The organism is Paenibacillus sp. FSL L8-0340 (genome assembly GCF_038593145.1).
In the GTDB taxonomy this organism is placed as follows: domain Bacteria; phylum Bacillota; class Bacilli; order Paenibacillales; family Paenibacillaceae; genus Paenibacillus_AQ.
This window is the reverse complement of record NZ_CP151967.1, coordinates 5,834,733-5,854,579: the sequence shown is the minus strand read 5'-3', so window position 1 is coordinate 5,854,579 and position 19,847 is coordinate 5,834,733. Positions and strand designations below refer to the sequence as shown.

The window sequence follows — 19,847 nt, the reverse complement described above, 5'->3', positions numbered from 1 at the left end:
CGTACAGGCTGCCGAACGGCAAAGCCTGTGCGGGTTTTCTTCTGTTACCGGCTGGCAGATTCCACCGCTGCTGTTTCTACTTATCTCTTTTTCGGTTCTAGTATTCCTCCCTGGCTCATAGATTTGAAATATAAGAGATTACAGAGGGCTGGAGGAGGACATAACAATAATGAACAGAAAATGGTTTCAGCTGTGGAATATCGGCCGGCTGCGGGGAAAGCTGCTGGATGTTCTGTCGCTGGGGAGAACAATGCTGCTGCTGGCCGGAGGTTCACTTGTGTTTTTCATGCTGCTTGGAGCCGGTGGATTAGCCGGACAGAAGCTGAACTCTTCACCCATTCCTTCTATGAAAGGATTGGCTGCTTCGCTTTCCAGCGGATTCTTTATGGAGCTTCTGGGCATGGAGGTTCCGCATTTGCCTAAAGGGGACGAGCCTTCGGCATTTTCGGGCCCAAAGGTCACCTCCTTCGTGTTCCGGCTGCTGACAAGCGTCGATCCCGGTGATCCGAAGAGTCTGCTCTCGCGTGAGGTGCCTGGGCTGGCAGCGGATGATCCTTTCCTGCTCCGTAAAGGCTCAGGCGGCGCTACGGGAGCACCGGCTGATTATCATCCGGGCAGTGATGAGCTGGCCTCGGACGGCGGAACAGGGACTGGCGCAGAGGGTATGGTGGATGAACACGGTCCATCTCCGGCGGAAGGCACAGACAACCCGGACACAGAGGCGTCTCCGCAGCCTGAGGCTACGGCGATGCCTGACTCTTCCGAGACCGGAGAAAACGGGGGCAACAGCAGCCCGGGTGATAACGGGGGGAATGTGCAGGATACATCAATTAAACGCATTCTGGTCTACCACTCCCATCCCCGCGAGGCTTACAATCCTCTGCTGGGGGTGCAAAGCGACAATCCAAGCTCCGGCGTGCCTTCCAAAAATGTAATGCTGGTAGGATCATATATAACAAAGCGGCTGGAAAAGCGGGGAATTGGAACGGTGCATGCACAGGAGGATTACGCGACGAAGGTACCGGATTACAGCTGGAATTTTTCCTATAAATATTCACGGATGACCATTAAGTCAGCGCTTGCCGGGAATCAGGAAATGACTGAGCTGATCGATATACACCGAGATTCACAGCGCCATGGCAAAACGACTGCAGAGATCGGAGGCAAAAGCTACGCCCAGGTCTATTTCATTCTTGGCCATGCGAATAAGAACTGGAAGAAAAATGAGGCTTTCGCCAACGAGATTCATCAGCTGCTGGAGAAAAGCTATCCGGGTCTCTCTCGGGGCATCTGGGGCAAGTCGTCCGGAAACGGAAACAACGGGGAGTATAACCAGAGTCTTTCACCAAACAGCGTGTTGATTGAGGTGGGCGGAATTGACAATACTGCCGAGGAGCTGAAACGTACAGCAGACGTTCTAGCCGATGCCATCGCCGATGTGTACTGGAGCAGCCATGACGCCGAAAAAGCTGCCGTCCCGGGCAAAAGCGCCGATATTCAGACGCAGGAAAGCGGAGCTGAGGGCGTCCAGGGAGCAAAAAGCACAGGCGGCGTTTCTTAATTCATAAAGTGCTATTTAAGTGGGCTGGTTTTACAGCAAGCATTAGCAAGTATCAGCAAGTATCAGCAAGTATTAAAAGGAGTGACAGCTATGTCGCGGTTCGGGAAAAAACTGACGATAGTCGGAATTTGGGCGGGAATCGGCATATTAATTGGTATGCAGTTTGGGGGCTTTGGCAGCAGCGTCGCTAAGAACTCCGCGGTGCTGCCGGGCTGGAACGGAATATCCGGGACCCCCCAGACCGGACAAGCAGCAGGAGCATCCGCCATGACTGGAACAGGGGCGGGAGCCGTTAAGGGTGGGCAGGCCTACGTTTATGTGCCCGTTGCTATAGATCCGGCAACAGGTGCTTACACGGTGCTTCCGGGGGTCCACACGCAAACCGTGGTACCTAATGGCACCGGGCAGCTCCCGCAGCAGGAAGTGAAGGATTACAGCACGCTGACCCCGGAGCAGATTCTGATTCCGGAGGAGCAAAACAGGGGAGTGGATGTGCTGGCGGATAAGACGGCAGGCCTGCTGCAGCAGGCTTCGCAAAAAAGCATCCGCTGGGTAGTCTCCCTGTTTGACTCTGTCGAAGAGTGACAGGCACCCCGCACGAAGAATGCATCCGGTTTATTCATTGCAGCTGTAAAGGCCAGGAAGAGCCTTTATAACATAGGCCTTATATGAAAAGACATCAACCGGATGTCTTTTCTTTATTTTCCTGCGGGGGACGGGATTGATGGGGGAAGCGCGTACTGTTATAATAAGTGGATTAACATTAGGCTGTCTGTGGGGGTAAGGAATGACTGACGTTCAGAAAAGACAACAACAAATCCGCAATTTCTCGATTATTGCACATATAGACCATGGTAAATCGACACTGGCTGACCGTATTCTTGAGTATACAGGTGCACTCAGCTCGCGCGAAATGCAAGAGCAGGTGCTTGACCAGATGGATCTGGAGCGCGAACGCGGGATTACAATTAAACTGCAGGCTGTGCGTCTCACCTACCGTGCTGACGACGGCCAGGATTACTTGCTCAACCTGATTGACACACCGGGACACGTCGATTTCACCTATGAGGTTTCCCGCAGCCTTGCGGCCTGTGAAGGCGCTTTGCTGGTAGTGGATGCGGCGCAAGGGATTGAAGCGCAAACGCTGGCTAACGTGTATCTGGCATTGGACAACAACCTGGAAATTCTTCCGGTTATCAACAAAATTGATCTGCCAAGCGCCGACCCGGAACGGGTTAAGCAGGAGATTGAGGATGTGATTGGACTGGATGCCAGTGAAGCAGTACTTGCTTCTGCCAAAGCCGGTATCGGCATCAAGGAAATTCTGGAGCAGGTCGTCAAACAGGTTCCTGCACCAACCGGCAACTCTGAAGAACCGCTGAAGGCATTGATCTTTGACTCTCACTATGATCCGTACAAAGGCGTTATCGTCTATGTCCGTGTTATGGACGGAAAGATCCGTACCGGTTCCAAGATCAAGATGATGGCAACCGAGAAGGTATTCGAGGTTATTGAAGTCGGGGCGTTTATGCCGCGCATGGCCATTGTCGATGAGCTTAACATCGGCGATGTCGGCTTTATCGTAGCCGGAATCAAACATGTAGGCGACACCCGTGTCGGGGATACAGTGACGGATGCTAAGAATCCAACCCCGGAACCGCTGCCTGGTTACCGTAAGATCAATCCAATGGTATATTGCGGTCTATATCCGATCGAAACATCGGATTACAACGACCTGCGCGAAGCGCTGGAGAAGCTCCAGCTTAATGATGCGTCGCTCAGCTTTGAGCCGGAAAGCTCAAGCGCGCTCGGTTTCGGCTTCCGCTGCGGCTTCCTCGGACTGCTGCATATGGAGATTATTCAGGAGCGGATTGAGCGCGAATTCAATCTGCCGCTGATTACGACAGCACCGAGCGTTATTTACCGGATTATGCTGACCAACGGTGAAATGCTTCAGATCGATAATCCGTCGCATTATCCGGAGATTGGTACTATTGATTACGTGGAAGAGCCGTACGTTAAGGCCGCGATAATCGTCCCGAATGATTACGTGGGTACCGTAATGGAATTGTGCCAGAATAAACGTGGTGAATTCGTTAACATGGAGTATCTCGATTCCAATCGGGTGACGATTACTTATCAGATTCCGCTGTCGGAAATCGTATATGATTTCTTCGACCAGCTTAAGTCAGGCACGAAGGGCTATGCTTCCTTCGATTATGAAATTTCCGGCTACCGCCAGTCCAACCTTGTGAAGATGGATATTGTCCTGAACGGAGAGCAGGTCGATGCCCTATCGTTCATCGTCCACCGCGACCGCGCGTACAACCGCGGGCGGATCATTTGCGAGAAGCTGCGCGGCATCATCCCGCGGCAAATGTTCGAGGTGCCGATTCAGGCCTCTGTCGGCACGAAGGTTGTTGCCCGGGAGACTGTTAAGGCGATGCGCAAGAACGTTCTTGCCAAATGCTACGGCGGGGACATCTCGCGTAAGCGGAAGCTGCTGGAGAAGCAGAAGGAAGGCAAGAAGCGCATGAAGCAGGTCGGCAGCGTTGAGGTGCCGCAGGAAGCGTTCATGGCCGTGCTGAAGATTGACGAGTAAACCGTCTTAAAGGATGTCAATGGCAAGTGATTGCTCTGCAAGGGAAGCCGTCAGGCTTCCCTTTTGTGATAAGTGAAGTATGGATATCGGGAAGATCAAGGCCTTTCCAATATAAAGGCGTCAAGATTTTTCTATAATCAAGTCAGCTTTGCTGACGACTTTAGTATAGTAAGGAGACAGCTATGAACACAGTAAACAATGGCCGTCCCCCTGAGGCCGTATATATTCATATCCCGTTTTGCACGAACAAGTGCTTTTATTGTGATTTTAATTCCTATGTTCTGAAGGACCAGCCGGTGATGGATTATCTGCATGCCCTGGACCGGGAGATGGAACTGACGGTGAAGAACACCCCTCCGGGTGTTATCAAGACGATCTTTGTCGGCGGCGGAACACCGACGGTGCTGAAGCCGGATGAAATGGCCTATTTTCTGAAGTCAGTACGCAAGCATTTCCCGCAGTGGGATGAGAATATCGAGTTCACGATGGAGGCAAATCCCGGAACTACGGACAAGGATAAGCTAATGGTAATGAAAGAAGGCGGGGTCAACCGGGTCAGCTTTGGTGTCCAGGCTTTCCAGAATGAGCTGCTTAGCGGCATCGGACGGATTCATAATGTGGATGATGTATACCGCAGCCTGGAAAACGCACGCGCGGTCGGACTGGATAATCTCTCTGTTGACCTGATGTTCGGATTGCCGAACCAGACGGTGGATATGCTTAGAGAAAGCATCCGTAAGGCGCTGGAGCTGGACCTGCCCCATTATTCCATCTACAGCCTGAAGGTGGAGGAGAACACGCTGTTCCACACGCTGTTTAACAAGAACAAGCTTCCGCTGCCAAGTGAAGAGGATGAGCTGGAGATGTACCTGCTGCTGATGTCAACGATGGAGGCTGCGGGTTACACACAATATGAGATCAGCAACTTCGCCAAGCCGGGAATGGAAAGCCGCCACAATATTACGTACTGGCGCAATGAAGATTATTACGGCCTGGGCGCGGGGGCGCATGGATATGTGAAACGGCAGCGGCATATGAATATTAAGGGTGTCAATCCTTATATCGAGGCTTCGCGCAGCGGGCTGCCGCGGCTGGATTCCTTCCCGATCTCCGAACAGGAGGCGATGGAGGACTTCATGATGGTCGGTCTGCGCATGCGTGAAGGCGTGTCGGACCGGGCGTTTAAGTCTCAGTTCAGCAAATCGCTGGAGACTGTTTTTGCGGACTCACTGCATAAAATGCTGTATGCCGGGCTGCTTGAGCAGGATGGGGACGTCTACCGTCTGAGCAAGCAGGGAATCCTGTTCGGGAATGATGTATTTGGTGAATTTGTCGGTGCTTTGACAGAGGTTTAATTTTAAAATACCCCTTGAATTGTAATTCACTCTGTTGTATATTTATTCATATTAACAACGAGGGGTGAGTCAAAGTGCTTGTCAAAACGGAAATGATCCGCCATTCGGTTCCTGCAGGAGACCAGAAGGTGATATGCAGAAATGCTACAGTGGAGGATGTTGAACCGCTGTTTCTAATGATTGAAGAATACGCTCAGAGCGGTATCATGCTGCCCCGTTCCAGGCAAGCGCTGGCCCGCCAGATTGATCAGTTTGTGATCGCTGAAATCGGCGGCACATTTGTCGGCTGCGGATCGCTTTTCAGACTGGGCAATGATCTTGTCGAGGTTCGTTCCCTCGGTCTGCGTGATGAGGGCAAGGGAAAGGGAGTAGGCTCAATGATTCTGGAGAAGCTGACGGAAGAAGCAAGGCGTCAGGGAATTCCGAAGATTATGGCCTTGACCTATGCGGTTGATTTTTTCCTCAGAAACGGCTTCACTGTCGTAGAGAAAGAAATCTTCCCCGAGAAGGTATGGACCGATTGCGTTAACTGCAAGAAGCAGAATGCCTGCGACGAAATCGCCGTGCTTAAGATGCTGAATTAACCGGGCTGCAAGCAGCCTGTAACATAAATATAGAAGCTGATATTAAGTACTCATTCCTGGATTGCACACCTTATGCTGAACTGACTTGACAATGTCAAGGTCAGTTTGGTATTTTTGTATTAGTGGTTAGCACTCATCTGACCAGAGTGCTAACGAATCGGAGCCACAGCCGATAGGAGGGAATTACATGTTAACCGAACGCCAGAGAATGATACTTAACGCTATCGTTGATGATTATATATCTTCCGCTGAGCCAGTGGGCTCGCGCAGCATTTCCAAACGGGGGGATGTAGGCTACAGTCCTGCTACTATCCGCAACGAAATGGCCGACCTGGAGGATTTAGGATATCTCGAGCAGCCCCATACATCGGCAGGAAGAATTCCTTCCCATAAAGGCTACCGCTATTATGTGGATCATTTGGTACCGTGGAATTCCGCCGAGTCGGCAGAAATGGGCACGATCCGCGCTTTCTTCGCAGAGAAGCTGAATGCGACGGAGCAGGTAATCCAACATGCGGCAATGATCCTTTCCAATATGACGAATTATACTTCCATCCTGCTGGGACCGGAGGTTTTTCATACATCATTGCGCCATTTTCAGCTGCTTCCGCTCGATGATAACAACGCCGTGGCGATCATCGTTACAAGCACTGGACAGGTCGAGAACCGTACGGTTCAGATCCCTCCGGAGATTTCCCTCTCCGAAATGGAGAAAGTGGTTAATCTGCTGAACAGCAAGCTGGTGAACGTACCGCTCTACAAGCTGAAGAGCCAGCTCTATTCCGAGCTTGGGGAGGAAATGCAGCGCCACATCTCCCATTATGAAGAATTAATGAAGGTACTGGACACGGCGCTGGAAAGCGATCATGAACAGCGCATTTATCTCAGCGGGGCGACGAATATGCTGACCCAGCCGGAGTTCAAGGACGTTGACAAGGTCAAGAATATTCTGGATTTGCTGGAGGAAACGCCGACCCTGCTCAAAATGCTGGCCCCCGCATCCGGCGGAACCGGTATGCAGGTGCGGATTGGTACCGAGAATAAGCATGAGGCCTTCGCCAATTGCAGTCTGATTACCGCTACTTATTCGCTCGACGGCAAGCCGCTGGGAAGCATTGGCATCCTTGGCCCGACCCGGATGGAATACGCACGAGTAATGGGCATACTGGGGATTCTGTCCCGGGATTTGACAGCAATGCTGGCACACTGGTATAAGTGAACAGAGTGTTAAAGATTAACGTGACTGATTTTAAGGAGGTGAAGACAACTTGAAAGAGGATCAAGTGCAAGATTCAAATGAAATTAAAGATCAGGCTATAAATGAGAACCAGGCAGCCGATGAAGCAGAAGCAGCACAGGAGACCGGTTCGTTTACGGGGGAAGAGACCAGCGGGGAGGCTTCGGGCAGCGGTGAAAAGCGCCTGCAGGAGCTGGCTGAGGAATATCAAGCGCGCGCGCTGCGTGTGCAAGCCGATTTTGACAACTTCCGCCGCCGTACGCAGAAGGAGAAGGAAGAGCTGGCGCAATATGCCACTTCCAAGCTGGTCGGTGAACTGCTTCCTGTACTGGATAATTTCGAGCGTGCACTCGCCACGGCTTCGGCAAGTACAGAATCCGAGGCCTTCGGCAAAGGTGTGAACATGATTTTCCGCCAGCTTGAAGGGGTATTGAAGTCCGAAGGACTTACAGCCATGGAAACAGTAGGACAGCCTTTTAACCCTGAATATCACCAGGCCATTATGCAGGTGGAGAGCGACGAGCACGAGGAAGGTATCGTGACGGAGGAGGTCCAAAAGGGCTATCTCCTGAAAGATAAAGTTCTTCGTCCCGCCATGGTCAAAGTCAGCATGTAGTCCTGTCTATATAGCCGGGTATCACCCTGCTGCATGATCATAATAAATAAATAACTATTATAGGAGCTAGGGCTCCATATCATTTTTGAGGAGGCACATTACAGTGAGTAAAGTTATCGGTATTGACCTTGGAACCACCAACTCTTGCGTTGCCGTTATGGAAGGCGGCGAAGCCGTTGTTATTCCGAATCCGGAAGGCGCGCGTACAACCCCTTCGGTTGTAGGCTTCAAGAAAGACGGCGAGCGCATCGTCGGCGAAACAGCGAAACGCCAGGCGATTACGAACCCTGACCGTACAATTGCTTCGATTAAACGCCACATGGGTACGAGCCACAAAGAAAGCATTGACGGCAAAGATTACTCCGCACAAGAGATTTCGGCGATGATTCTTCAGAAGCTGAAATCCGATGCAGAAGCATATCTGGGCCAGACAGTAACCCAAGCGGTTATTACAGTTCCTGCATATTTTAATGACAGTCAGCGTCAGGCTACGAAGGATGCGGGCAAAATCGCCGGTCTGGAAGTGCTGCGTATCGTCAACGAGCCGACAGCAGCGGCGCTTGCTTACGGTCTGGAGAAATCCGAAGACCAAACGATCCTCGTCTATGACCTTGGCGGCGGTACGTTCGACGTATCCATCCTTGAGCTGGGCGATGGCTTCTTCGAAGTAAAAGCAACCAGCGGTGACAACCGTCTCGGCGGTGACGATTTCGACCAATTGGTTATGGATTACCTCGTAGCAGAATTCAAGAAAGAGCAAGGAATTGACCTGAGCAAGGACAAAGCTGCTGTACAACGTCTGAAGGATGCTGCGGAAAAAGCGAAAAAAGAGCTTTCCGGCGTACTGACAACTACAGTATCACTTCCATTCATCACTGTCGTTGACGGAGTGCCTCAGCACTTGGAGATCAACCTGACCCGTGCTAAATTCGATGAGCTGACTGCCAGCCTGGTAGAACGCACACTGGGACCTACACGTCAAGCGCTGAACGATGCTGGCATGACTCCGGCTGATCTTAACCGTATCGTATTGGTCGGCGGTTCCACACGTATTCCTGCTGTACAGGATGCCATCAAGAAGCTTACCGGCAAAGAGCCGCACAAAGGCGTTAACCCGGATGAAGTAGTAGCCCTCGGTGCTGCTGTTCAAGCTGGCGTATTGACCGGCGACGTGAAAGACGTTGTATTGCTCGACGTAACTCCACTGTCCCTTGGTATTGAAACTGCAGGCGGCGTGTTCACGAAGATGATCGAGCGCAACACTACGATTCCTACAAGTAAATCGCAAGTGTTCTCGACCTTTGCTGATAACCAGCCGAGCGTAGAAATTCACGTCCTGCAAGGCGAACGCCAAATGGCGAACGGCAACAAGACGCTGGGACGCTTTATGCTGAACGAGATTCCACCGGCACCGCGCGGCGTACCGCAAATCGAAGTAACCTTCGATATTGACGCTAACGGTATCGTAAATGTATCCGCAACAGATAAAGGCACGAACAAGAGCCAGAAGATCACGATCACTTCCTCCAGCGGCCTGAGCGACGCGGAAGTTGAACAAATGATGAAGGATGCCGAACTGCACGCTGAGGAAGACCGCAAGCGTAAAGAACTGGTAGAAGCCAAGAACTCCGCTGACCAGCTCGTGTATTCCACAGATAAAGTGATCAAAGACCTCGGCGACAAAGTGGATGCTTCCGAAGTTGAGAAAGCAAACGAAGCCAAGGATAAGCTCAAAGCGGCACTGGAAACTGACAACCTGGAAGAAATCAATGCAGCTACAGAAGCGCTGACAGAGATTGTTCAGCAGTTGTCCGTGAAGTTGTATGAGCAGGCTGCACAGGCTGAACAGGGTGCTGAAGGTGCTCCAGAGGGTGCGAAGAAAGATAATGTTGTTGATGCCGATTACGAGGTTGTTGACGACGAGAAGAATCAAGGGTAACCTTATACGATAAATGTATTTCTGTAAGAAGGGAAGGTCAAAACCGGGGCATCCCGTGTTTTGGCTTTCCTTTTAACATGTTACAGGGATTATGGAAATTGATGTACGGAGGTGAAAGCAGTGGCAGACAAACGCGATTATTATGAGGTTCTGGGCCTCGGTAGAGATGCTTCAGACGAAGAAGTGAAAAAAGCGTACCGCAAGATGGCGCGACAGTATCATCCTGACGTTAACAAAGCCAGTGACGCCGAGGCGAAATTCAAGGAAGTGAAGGAAGCCTATGACGTGCTGAGCGACGGCCAGCAACGGGCGCGTTATGACCAGTATGGTCATATTGATCCTAACCAGGGAATGGGGGGCGGCTTCGGCGGAGGTGGAGATTTCGGCGGACTTGGCGATATCTTTGATATGTTCTTCGGCGGCGGAGGCGGACGGCGTGATCCGAATGCTCCCCAGCGCGGCGGCGATTTGCAATACACGATGACCATTGAATTCAAGGAAGCGGTATTCGGTAAAGAAACCGACATTACCATTCCACGCACAGAGTCCTGTGATACCTGCTTCGGCTCCGGGGCTAAACCCGGTACCAAACCGGAGACCTGTTCCGTATGCCACGGCAGCGGCCAGCAGGAATTCGTGCAGAATACACCGCTTGGACAAATGCGCAACCGCCGTCCCTGCTCCCATTGCAGCGGCACAGGCAAGATCATTAAGGAAAAATGTACTACTTGCGGAGGTCAAGGCAAGGTCAAGAAGCAGCGTAAGATTCATGTGCGCATTCCGGCCGGTGTCGATGACGGCGCACAGCTGCGCATGACCGGAGAAGGCGAAGGCGGCACACGCGGCGGCCCTGCCGGCGATTTGTACATTGTGATCCGCGTGAAGACCCATGATTTCTTCGTGCGTGAGAATGATGACATCATGTGCGAGGTTCCGCTTACGTTCGCTCAGGCAGCGCTTGGCGACGAGATCGAGATTCCTACCTTGACGGAAAAAGTAAAGCTTAAGATTCCTGCCGGAACACAGACCGGCACCTTCTTCCGTCTGAAGGGCAAAGGTGTGCCACGCCTGCGCGGCAACGGAACAGGTGACCAGCATGTCCGTGTCATCGTAGTCACTCCAAGCAAACTAAGTGAAGAGCAGAAGGATCTGCTCCGCCAGTTCGCTTCTTACAATGGAGAGAACACACATGAGCAGGAGCAATCCTTCTTTGACCGTGTGAAACGTGCATTCCGCGGGGACTGATTTATTCACTCATGATAACCTTAATAGCCCCCTGTTTCCGCTGTGCGGAGGTTAGGGGGCTATTTTATTGTAATGAATGGAGTGCTTGAGACTTCACTTGCACAGACAAAAACGGCTGTACCTCCTGAAGTTTGATATGCTCCCCATATAGTAGACAGGTGAAATAATAAAAACCTGTTACTGTATGGGGAGTATTTTTATGGAACAAAAGAAGTTTACAGCATTTGAAAAATTAACGATTCTCCAAGAGGTTGAATGCGGCCAGATCGGGCTCAAGGCTGCAGCTCGAAAGTACGGATTATCTAAAACATCTCTAGTGAAGTGGCGACGACGTTATCAATTGTACGGTTTTGAGGGGCTGGAAGTCCGGTCCTGCAACCGAAAATATACTGTGGAAATTAAGCGCCAGGCCGTTAAAGATTATATGGAGGGGGCATTGTCGCAATATCAAATCATCGACAAGTATAAGATCGCAAGTCGAACCCAACTCGCCAACTGGATTAAGAAGTATAATGGTCATAGCAGCAGCTTAACAGCTAATTCAGGAGGAACTAGAGCTATGACCAAAGGACGCGTAACCACTTGGCAGGAACGGATGGATATCGTGCTGTACTGCCTGTCGAATGGACAAGACTACACAAAGGCAGCAAACCATTTCCAGGTTTCTTACCAACAAATATATAGCTGGGTGAAGAAGTACGAAATAGGCGGCGAAGAGGCATTACGAGACGGCAGAGGACGTACCAAAGCACCTGAAGAGCTCACAGAAGCAGATCGCCACAAACTCGCGATGCAAAAGCTGGAATATGAGAATGTGCGGCTGCGTGCAGAGAATGCTTTTCTAAAAAAGTTAGAGGAACTCGAAAGGAGGAGACGCTAAGTCACGTTCGTCAGGAGAACATCTACCTGGCTATTCAGGCCGTTCAGCAAGAGGAGTCTTGCTCTATTCAGCTTTTGTGTAACATCGCAGGGATCTCACGGTCAAGCTACTACAAATGGTTGAATCGTGAACCCAGTTCCCGGGAGACCGACAACGTGAAACTTACACAGGCCATGCTTCTCCTGTATGAGAAGGTGGAACGAATCTTTGGGTATCGTCAATTGACCCTGCATTTGCGCAGACAAATGGGTAGAGTCATTAACGCGAAGCGAGTGTACCGTCTCATGAGGCTCCAAGGCATCCAGTCCGTCATCCGCAGAAAGAGGAAGAAGTACGTAGGCTCTGCGCCTCAGCAGGTTGCAGAGAACGTACTGAACCGTAAATTCGAGGCGGAAATGCCAAACCAAAAGTGGGTAACCGATGTAACGGAATTTAAATATGGTAACGGGCGGAAGGCGTATTTAAGTGCAATAAAAGATCTACATGACAAGTCCATTGTTGCTTACGTTCTGGGTCATTCTAATAATAATTCGCTGGTTTTTAAGACGCTGGAGTTGGCTTTGCAGGCAGCACCAGAGACCCACCCCTTACTTCATAGCGACCGTGGTTTCCAGTATACCTCTCTGCACTTTAAGCAGATGCTGGACGAGGCAGAACTAACGCAAAGCATGTCCCGGGTGGGTTGCTGTATTGATAACGGACCCATGGAATCCTTCTGGGGGACACTCAAATGTGAGAAGTACTACTTGCATACCTACCAAACCTTTGAAGAGCTCCAACAAGACATTGATAATTACATACATTTTTACAATTACGAACGGTTACAGGCAAAACTAAACGGCCTCAGTCCCAATGAATTCAGGACTAAGGCCGCTTAAGGATCTTTTATTATTTACGCTGTCTACTTGACGGGGTGCAGTTCAGTTTCAGGAGGGTGCAGCCGTTTTTTTTTAGTGGATGGTGATCTTAAGAGCGCAGATCCTCAAGCACGCGTTGCAGAATGGATGCTGCTTGCGCGCGGGTCAGGGTACCTTCAGGATTGAAGGTGTTGGCCCCTACTCCTTTCAGGTAGCCCTTGTCTACCGCAAAGGCGATTGCACCCTTGCCGGCGGCTCCAGAGATCTTGCCTGTGTCCTTGAAGGTTAAGGCGGTGCTGGAAGTGCCGTCTGCACCGATGGCCTCTGCAACGATGATTGCAGCCTCCTCACGAGTCAATACCTCACGAGATCCGCTCTCCTTGCTGCGGGACGACCAGGTATCTCCCTTGCCAAGCAAGCGGTCGAAGAGTGTCAACAATTCGGCCCGGCTCAAGGTATCGGATGGCTTGAAACTGCCATCAGTGCCTTTGCCGGCTACGATGCCGTGAGCGGCCAGAATTTCAATATCTTCCTTGGCCCAGTGTGCGCCGATATCTTTGAAGCTTGTATTGTGTACGGCAGCGCTGTAGGTACCATCACCGGTAATAGTAAATTGCAGTACCCCTTCTTTAGGAAGTGTGCCTGCCTGCAGATAAGCCCATTTTCCGTCAGCCTTTTGCTGATAGACCGCTGTCTTGCGGACATCCTTTAGGCCGTCTTTATTGAGGGCAAGCTGTATAATGACAGGTTTTCCGGTAGTCCAGCCATTTTTGAGAATCAGAGTAGCAGAGCTCAGGTCAATGGCTGTGGTGCTTCCCGCCAGGGTACCCGTATCGGCGCCTTCGGCAAGACTAAGGCTCATAGTAAGCCCGCTGCCGGAAATGAAGCCGGGAAGTGTAGGTGCCGGAACGAGCAGTGTAAATCCAGTACCTGCGAGACTTAGCGCTTTGGCTGAAGACTTAAGCTTCTCAGCCTGAGCTGCAGTAAGGGTAAAACTCACTTGACCATATTTCGCAAAATCCACATCGCTGAGATCAAGTGAAACGGCTGTTTCCGATGCGTTTTGCAGGGCGGCAGTCAAAGCTGCCTCGGAAATACTGAGCACAGCCGTTGGCTTGCCGCCCGCAGGATCAGCCTTTTCTACCAGCTGCCCGGACTTAAGCGATGTGCCGGCAGCCGGAGCCGGTGTAGAGGCAGGTGAGCCCGGGTTAGCTGGTGAGCCCGGATTGGTTGGTGTTTCCGGATTGGTTGGTGTCTCTGGATTGGTTGGTGTCTCCGGGTTGGTCGGTGTTTCCGGATCGGTTGGTTTAACCGGATCGTTAACGGTCACCGTCACTGTAGAATAGCTTGACGGAACGTTATCCAGTTTCTTCTCATTCCAGGTAAGCAAATCATTCAGTTCAAAGGAATAGATCCCGGCAGTCTTTGGAGTGAAGGTGAACTGTACCAGTGAGCCGGTACCACTATATGCTCCTCCTTCTAATTGAACTGCATAAGATGTCAACTTCAGTCCGTCGGCAGACGGGGTAGTCGTATCCGTTTGTAATAATGGAACCCCCGGGAACTTTTGCTCCTGGTACGTAGCGAGCTGTACGCTCGGTGTAATTGACGGTGCAGCCAGCTTTTCATCGTAGACGATGTTGACTCCAGCGCCGTTCACACCATAGACCGCATCCGTTGCCGAGAAATACACATCTACCGTAACCGTTTGACCGGTTTCAATGGTCTGTGCTGAGAGTTTAGGAGCAACAAGAACACCGCCATTGGTGTTGTATACCAGATGCTGGCTGTAATCCTCTTCAGCAGCACCATTGCCCAGGGCATCGGTCACATAAACAATGTAATCATTAACGCCTTCACTGACCGGCACATCAATTTCGAAGTAACCGTCAGGCGCGATAACTCCTGGGTAGGCTGATATTTCTCCGTTTTCATCTTCGGCAAGTGCATACACGCTGAAGAGAGAAGACACAGGTCTGGAGGTGGAAATCAGATCGGCCAAAAGGTCGGAGTCAATGGTTGCACTAATATTGGCCACTCTTGCATCATCAGGTGACTCCAGCTCATATTCCCCGACTGCATATCCGGAAGAGAGCGGCTTCTCAGTATCTACTGTGAATGGAATGGCTTGATCGGTAAGCCAAATGTTTCCTTGCAAAACAGGCGTGATATTGTAGTGTCCGTCCGGTAGCACACTTACTTTAGAGGTTGCAGGATCTGTTACCGTTCCGCCCCAATCCAGGAATTCATGCGCTCCCCGGTAGAGGGTCCCTTGGGCGGAATACACATCACCGATTACCGTAGCCGGCGCATCTTGGGCTGTTACGGCAAACCGGATATTCTGCAGATCTTTGTTCACCGAGAAGTAAAAGCCTGTCTTATCGAACAGCCCGTCTCCATTTGGTGAAATTTCGGCATCATCCAGGCTGAGCTGGTTTACTGGATCCAGATTGAATTTGTCGCCTACCAGAACGTTGAGCGGTAGACGCAGAACCTCGGTTCCGGAAGTAAGCTTCAGAATGCCTTCATAGGCTCCGTCCTGTGCTGTTGCGGAAACGCCCAGCACAACGGGAATATAACTGCTGTCTCCGCTTCCGGAGGTAATGACATTAGGTGCTGTGGATACCGAGATGTCACTAGGCTTGTTGGTCAGCCATTCAAGAGAAAGATTATAGCTCTTTCCGCTGTCCTTGAAGTTTTCCACATAGACGGCTTTCGTCACGCTTGCACCTTTCGGCTGCAGGCCGAAGGACAGGGAACCCGCATAGTATGGAATTTCGGCAGAGCCTGGAAGGCCGCTGTAAAAAATCTCTCCTACCTTGGCGATAGAGCCTGCTTCAACTGATTTCACCAGATTGATTAAACCTGCTCCTTGCTGATAGAGGGAATAAGAGCTGCCGCCCCGGGCAAATATAGGATCAGCATTATTCATCAGCAGTGATTTGATCTGGTCCGGTGCAAGATCCGGGTATTTGCCCAATAACAGGGCAACGGCTCCAACCACATGCGGAGTTGCCATACTTGTTCCTTGCTTCAGACCGAAGGCGTTATCATACGTCTCGTCCGTGCTCTCCCAAATAGGTACGGTGGAATTAATACTTACACCGGGAGCAACTACATCCGGCTTCAGCAAATAGTCTGGCAGTCCAGGACCGGTAGAGCTGAAATCGGCCAGCTGATTCTTCTCCGCTACGGGAACATAGCTAATTGAATTTCTGCTCGCGTTCAGCTCATCCTTAATCTTTTTGCCGTTCTCCTGATTGATGCCGAAAGTAGGAATATAGTCTCCGGGTGCTCCTAAAGTGGCGTTCAATTCACCGGTGGTATTGTTGGCAATCAATAGTACCTTGGCACCGGCAGCTTTGGCATTCAGCGATTTCGCGCCGAAGTTGATCTGTCCGCGGTCCACTAGTACTGCCTTGCCGGTAACATCGACATTTGCAAAGTCAGCTTCAGTGCCCAGGCCGGCATAAACGATCGTTAAGTCCGAGATGTCTTCAGTCAACTCCGGGGAGTATGTGGAAATCAGGCCAGGGATATCTTTGAGATTACCAATATCAAAGAAAGGAATGGTGACCGGAACAGTGGAGGCGCCGACCGTAAGCGCCAGCTGTGCGCCGCCAGGGGAGCCGAGCGTCGATTCGTCCGGACCGGCATTACCGGCAGCAATTATGACATCTACACCGGATTTCACGGCATTGTCAATCGCAATCGAATCGGCGGAGTAACTTTGGTTCATGCTTGAGCCCAGTGAAAGGTTGATGACATCCGCACCGTCCTGAACGGCGCGTTCGATGCCGGCGATGACATCTGCTGTTGTGCCGCTGCCATATGGACCAAGCACACGATACACATATAAATCCGCTTCAGGCGCTATATCAAGAATGGTGCCCGATACATGTGTGCCATGCGAGGTATCATAAGAGCTGGTGCCCTTGGGCGGTTTGGTGGGATCAGGCTCTGTTTCGTATGGATCGTTATCCTTATCCACCGCATCATAGCCGCCCTTATAATTATCCTTCAGGAGCGGGTGCTTATAATCAATACCGGTATCAACAACGGCAACCTGAATGCCTTTGCCGGTGTAACCCAGCTCATGAAGCTTATCTGCTCCAATCAGTTCTCCGGTATCAGAGTAGCTGCGAGTTGCCGGAAGAGTGGCAGAGTCAGTGCTGTCTGCAAGCGCGTGGACTTCATCATTCGGATAGATAGCCGCCACTCCAGGCAGCTTGAGCAGTTTGTCGACCTGATTTCCCGGCAAAGTCACTGCATATCCGTTAAATATGTCGCTGTATTCATTTTCAATAGCAGCTCCGAGCTGTCTCGCTGCAGTTTTGAATGAGTTGTGTTCGGTAAGAATTTTGCTTCGTTGAGAGGTGGAGGAACGCGCAGCCGAGGTTTTGGCTTCACTTTCGTATACATTGACCGGCTTATGGGTCAGTTCAACAATCACTGTAACAGGAGCTAATCCGGCATTTACTCCCGCATAATTTTGCGGGATCACCTTCCGGGCCTGTTCTAGGGTTGTTTGGGCAGATAGCCCTGAGGATGACTCAAGGGATGAGTTCGCAAAGGCGGAAACAGGAAACAATAGAGAAGCGGCCAAGCTGAAACTTGCTGCGCCAATACCAAATCTTTGAATAGAATGCCTAAATGGTTGTTTCAAAATAGCTTCATCCTCCCAAACATAAATTTAACTGCCGTGTGATTGCTGTCCTCCTTCTAAAAAATGGAATATAAATGAAAATTACATTTATTCTACAGGTTTAATCCGAAATAGAATATAGCACTTTTGAACCATATTATGGTGAAGTTAACAGCGCATTTAAATTCCAGCCGGATAGTAGAATTAATAACAGCAGAAGCATAAAATAGGCTTGCCTGAGACAACCTAACCAAGCATCCAGAGTTATAAATTAAAGGCGAGAGCAGGGATATAATGTCGGAGAGATCTATATTAGCCTACTTCAAGGCTCCTGAGGAAGCCGAGGGCGTCTCCCGCAAGCTTCAGGCGCTGCGCGTCAGCGAGCTGTCCATTGACCGTTTCAGCAGATTTGGCGGAAATGGGTTGCAGGCAGGTGTGAATCCGGTGACCGGCAATCTGGCAAGTATGGATTCCATGACCTCTGTCAGCCCGCATGCAGGTATTTTGTCTGCAGCGCATACAAGCGGCAGCGGCATGAGTCACGGCGGTGACGGCGGACCGACAGGCCGGAATATTTTGCTGACAGTTATCGTGGACGAGAATTCCTATAATCAGGCATTGACCATAATTGAAGAGGCCGGCGGAATGATCTAAGTCTTGACACATCAATACAAATCAGGAGGATGGACAACCGATGGATAGAGAAAACTCAAAGATCTTCTCTAAAACAGACAAGCAGAAGATGCTCTTCGAAGCTAAATTTGAGGATGTGGAGTTCTCGGCGGCGGAAGCGGATCAGGATGATCTGGAGGCGCTTGAGCGGTCACAGGAAGCCGATAAACGTCAGCTGCACGAAATTTTGAAGAAGGAATAGCTGACAGGGGTGCAGTACCGGCTTATTAAATGAAGCGAAATGAAAGGCCAAACTGTTCCATTCGTATGCCCCACCAGTGTGGGGCATTTTTGCGTGAAACAGCAGCTTTCCGGAATCCCCCGGTTAAACCAAATGGATAAAAGAGAGGCTGAAGATTCAAAAAAGTAAAGACATAACATGTACATACAAGTGGCTTATGTTATAATGACTTGTATTACTCTATATAAGTAGCCTGAGGTGTACCATGACGGATAAACCGATACCGAAATATATGCAGCTAAAGGGTGAACTGCTGTCCTGGATGGAGTCCGGACGGCTGAAGCCGGATGACCAGATTCCATCCGAGAATGAAATTGCCGTACAGTTCGGCATGAGCAGACAGACAGTTCGCCAGGCACTTGGCCAACTGGAGAAGGAAGGATGGCTGTACCGCCTGCAAGGGAAGGGAACCTTTGTTGCCCGGCAGGAAACGCGGCCGCTGCAGACCAGCAGCATGATTGGCATGATGACGACACATATTTCCGATTATATCTTTCCTCATCTTGTACGCGGCGCAGAAGCGCAGCTTCGCGGCAGCGGATACAGCATGATGCTGTCGAGCACCGACAATGACAAGGATAAGGAGCGGGAGAACCTGGAGATGCTATTGGGCCAGCCGTTTAAGGGACTGATTATTGAGCCGACCAAAAGCGCACAGGGTAATCCTAATCTGCCGCTGTTTCTGGCACTTGAAATCCACCGCATTCCGTTCATTATGATCAATGAGCGGTATCCCGAGCTGCATTGTCCCTGCCTGAAGCTGGATGACGAAGCAGGTGGATTTATGGCTGCGGAGCATCTGATTGAGCTGGGCCACCGGGAGATTGCCGGATTTTTCAAGACAGACGATCTCCAGGGAGCCAACCGGTTAAAGGGTTTTACACGGGCGCTGCACAAACACCGCCTTCCTCTGGGAGCGGATACCGTGACCCATTATACGAGCGAACAGAAGCATAGCGTGCCTTATGAAGCGGCCTTAAAAATGCTGCAGGGACGCCAGCGGCCTACAGCCTTCGTCTGTTACAATGACGAGCTGGCAGTGCTGCTGCTGGAGGCCGCGCGCCAGACGGGATTAAGCGTGCCCGACGATCTGTCAATTATCGGCTTCGACGATTCAACGCTGGCGACGGCGACAGAAGTGAAGCTGACCACCCTTAAACATCCGAAAGAGCTTATGGGTATAGAGGCAGCCAATATGCTGATTGACATGATTGAGCGTAAAAGTGCTGAGCCGCCGAAGGACAGGATTTATAAGCCGGAGCTGGTTCTGAGAAGCTCAACGAAACGGCTGGAACAGTTAGACCGCAGTTGAATAACAGTAACGGAAGTCCGCACAGGGTGCGGGCTTTTTTCGCGTTTTAGTTATCTGGAATTTAAGGAATATATGTGTGCGGGTTGTTGTTGAGAATGGTT

At 50.8% G+C, this 19,847-nt stretch carries 14 protein-coding genes; 13 read left to right on the top strand and 1 reads right to left on the bottom strand.

Annotated elements, in window-relative coordinates:
* The first annotated feature begins 169 nt into the window (after positions 1-169).
* From spoIIP to NST07_RS26815, 10 genes are all read left to right on the top strand, one after another.
* The gene (gene spoIIP / locus NST07_RS26860) at positions 170-1,561 is read left to right on the top strand and encodes a stage II sporulation protein P (protein ID WP_341379563.1); all 1,392 of its coding nucleotides are present in this window, start codon (positions 170-172) and stop codon (positions 1,559-1,561) included.
* 90 nt (positions 1,562-1,651) lie between these two features.
* Positions 1,652-2,146 carry a hypothetical protein gene (locus NST07_RS26855; RefSeq protein ID WP_342480511.1) on the top strand — a complete coding sequence of 165 codons (495 nt, stop codon included), beginning with the start codon at positions 1,652-1,654 and terminating at the stop codon, positions 2,144-2,146.
* Between the two features lie 202 nt (positions 2,147-2,348).
* The gene (lepA, locus tag NST07_RS26850; RefSeq protein ID WP_341095595.1) at positions 2,349-4,163 is read left to right on the top strand and encodes a translation elongation factor 4; all 1,815 of its coding nucleotides are present in this window, start codon (positions 2,349-2,351) and stop codon (positions 4,161-4,163) included.
* Positions 4,164-4,345: 182 nt separating this feature from the next.
* The gene (gene hemW / locus NST07_RS26845; RefSeq protein ID WP_341095593.1) at positions 4,346-5,518 is read left to right on the top strand and encodes a radical SAM family heme chaperone HemW; all 1,173 of its coding nucleotides are present in this window, start codon (positions 4,346-4,348) and stop codon (positions 5,516-5,518) included.
* Positions 5,519-5,610: 92 nt separating this feature from the next.
* The gene (locus tag NST07_RS26840) at positions 5,611-6,102 is read left to right on the top strand and encodes an N-acetyltransferase (RefSeq protein WP_052092669.1); all 492 of its coding nucleotides are present in this window, start codon (positions 5,611-5,613) and stop codon (positions 6,100-6,102) included.
* Between the two features lie 187 nt (positions 6,103-6,289).
* Complete coding sequence (gene hrcA / locus NST07_RS26835; RefSeq protein ID WP_341095591.1) at positions 6,290-7,321, top strand: heat-inducible transcriptional repressor HrcA; 1,032 nt, start codon at positions 6,290-6,292, stop codon at positions 7,319-7,321.
* Positions 7,322-7,370: 49 nt separating this feature from the next.
* Complete coding sequence (gene grpE / locus NST07_RS26830; RefSeq protein ID WP_342480510.1) at positions 7,371-7,955, top strand: nucleotide exchange factor GrpE; 585 nt, start codon at positions 7,371-7,373, stop codon at positions 7,953-7,955.
* A 103-nt stretch (positions 7,956-8,058) separates the two neighbouring features.
* Positions 8,059-9,894, top strand: a complete 1,836-nt coding sequence (dnaK, locus tag NST07_RS26825) for a molecular chaperone DnaK (RefSeq protein ID WP_341095587.1) — start codon at positions 8,059-8,061, stop codon at positions 9,892-9,894.
* 120 nt (positions 9,895-10,014) lie between these two features.
* The gene (gene dnaJ, locus NST07_RS26820) at positions 10,015-11,139 is read left to right on the top strand and encodes a molecular chaperone DnaJ (RefSeq protein ID WP_038595483.1); all 1,125 of its coding nucleotides are present in this window, start codon (positions 10,015-10,017) and stop codon (positions 11,137-11,139) included.
* A 199-nt stretch (positions 11,140-11,338) separates the two neighbouring features.
* A protein-coding gene (locus tag NST07_RS26815) for an IS3 family transposase (RefSeq protein ID WP_342480166.1) occupies positions 11,339-12,897 on the top strand; the annotation gives its coding sequence in 2 pieces (ribosomal slippage) (positions 11,339-11,972 and positions 11,972-12,897; 1,560 coding nt in all).
* Positions 12,898-12,985: 88 nt separating this feature from the next.
* Here the strand turns inward: NST07_RS26815 and NST07_RS26810 are convergent.
* Entirely contained in the window at positions 12,986-17,380 is a 4,395-nt protein-coding gene (locus NST07_RS26810) for a S8 family serine peptidase (protein WP_342480509.1), read from the bottom strand.
* A 435-nt stretch (positions 17,381-17,815) separates the two neighbouring features.
* Between NST07_RS26810 and NST07_RS26805 the strand changes: the two genes are divergently transcribed.
* The 3 genes from NST07_RS26805 (at position 17,816) to NST07_RS26795 (ending at position 19,746) form a co-directional block, all read left to right on the top strand.
* Entirely contained in the window at positions 17,816-18,175 is a 360-nt protein-coding gene (locus NST07_RS26805; protein ID WP_341379558.1) for a hypothetical protein, read from the top strand.
* Between the two features lie 40 nt (positions 18,176-18,215).
* Positions 18,216-18,395, top strand: a complete 180-nt coding sequence (locus NST07_RS26800) for a YfhD family protein (RefSeq protein WP_341095580.1) — start codon at positions 18,216-18,218, stop codon at positions 18,393-18,395.
* A gap of 244 nt (positions 18,396-18,639) precedes the next feature.
* Positions 18,640-19,746 carry a GntR family transcriptional regulator gene (locus tag NST07_RS26795; protein ID WP_341095578.1) on the top strand — a complete coding sequence of 369 codons (1,107 nt, stop codon included), beginning with the start codon at positions 18,640-18,642 and terminating at the stop codon, positions 19,744-19,746.
* Positions 19,747-19,847 lie beyond the last annotated feature (101 nt).

Coding starts and splice junctions, on each gene's coding strand:
- spoIIP (WP_341379563.1), top strand. CDS start 170: ATGAACAGAAAATGGTTTCAGCTGTGGAATATCGGCCGGCTGCGGGGA.
- NST07_RS26855 (WP_342480511.1), top strand. CDS start 1,652: ATGTCGCGGTTCGGGAAAAAACTGACGATAGTCGGAATTTGGGCGGGA.
- lepA (WP_341095595.1), top strand. CDS start 2,349: ATGACTGACGTTCAGAAAAGACAACAACAAATCCGCAATTTCTCGATT.
- hemW (WP_341095593.1), top strand. CDS start 4,346: ATGAACACAGTAAACAATGGCCGTCCCCCTGAGGCCGTATATATTCAT.
- NST07_RS26840 (WP_052092669.1), top strand. CDS start 5,611: ATGATCCGCCATTCGGTTCCTGCAGGAGACCAGAAGGTGATATGCAGA.
- hrcA (WP_341095591.1), top strand. CDS start 6,290: ATGTTAACCGAACGCCAGAGAATGATACTTAACGCTATCGTTGATGAT.
- NST07_RS26805 (WP_341379558.1), top strand. CDS start 17,816: ATGTCGGAGAGATCTATATTAGCCTACTTCAAGGCTCCTGAGGAAGCC.
- NST07_RS26800 (WP_341095580.1), top strand. CDS start 18,216: ATGGATAGAGAAAACTCAAAGATCTTCTCTAAAACAGACAAGCAGAAG.
- NST07_RS26795 (WP_341095578.1), top strand. CDS start 18,640: ATGACGGATAAACCGATACCGAAATATATGCAGCTAAAGGGTGAACTG.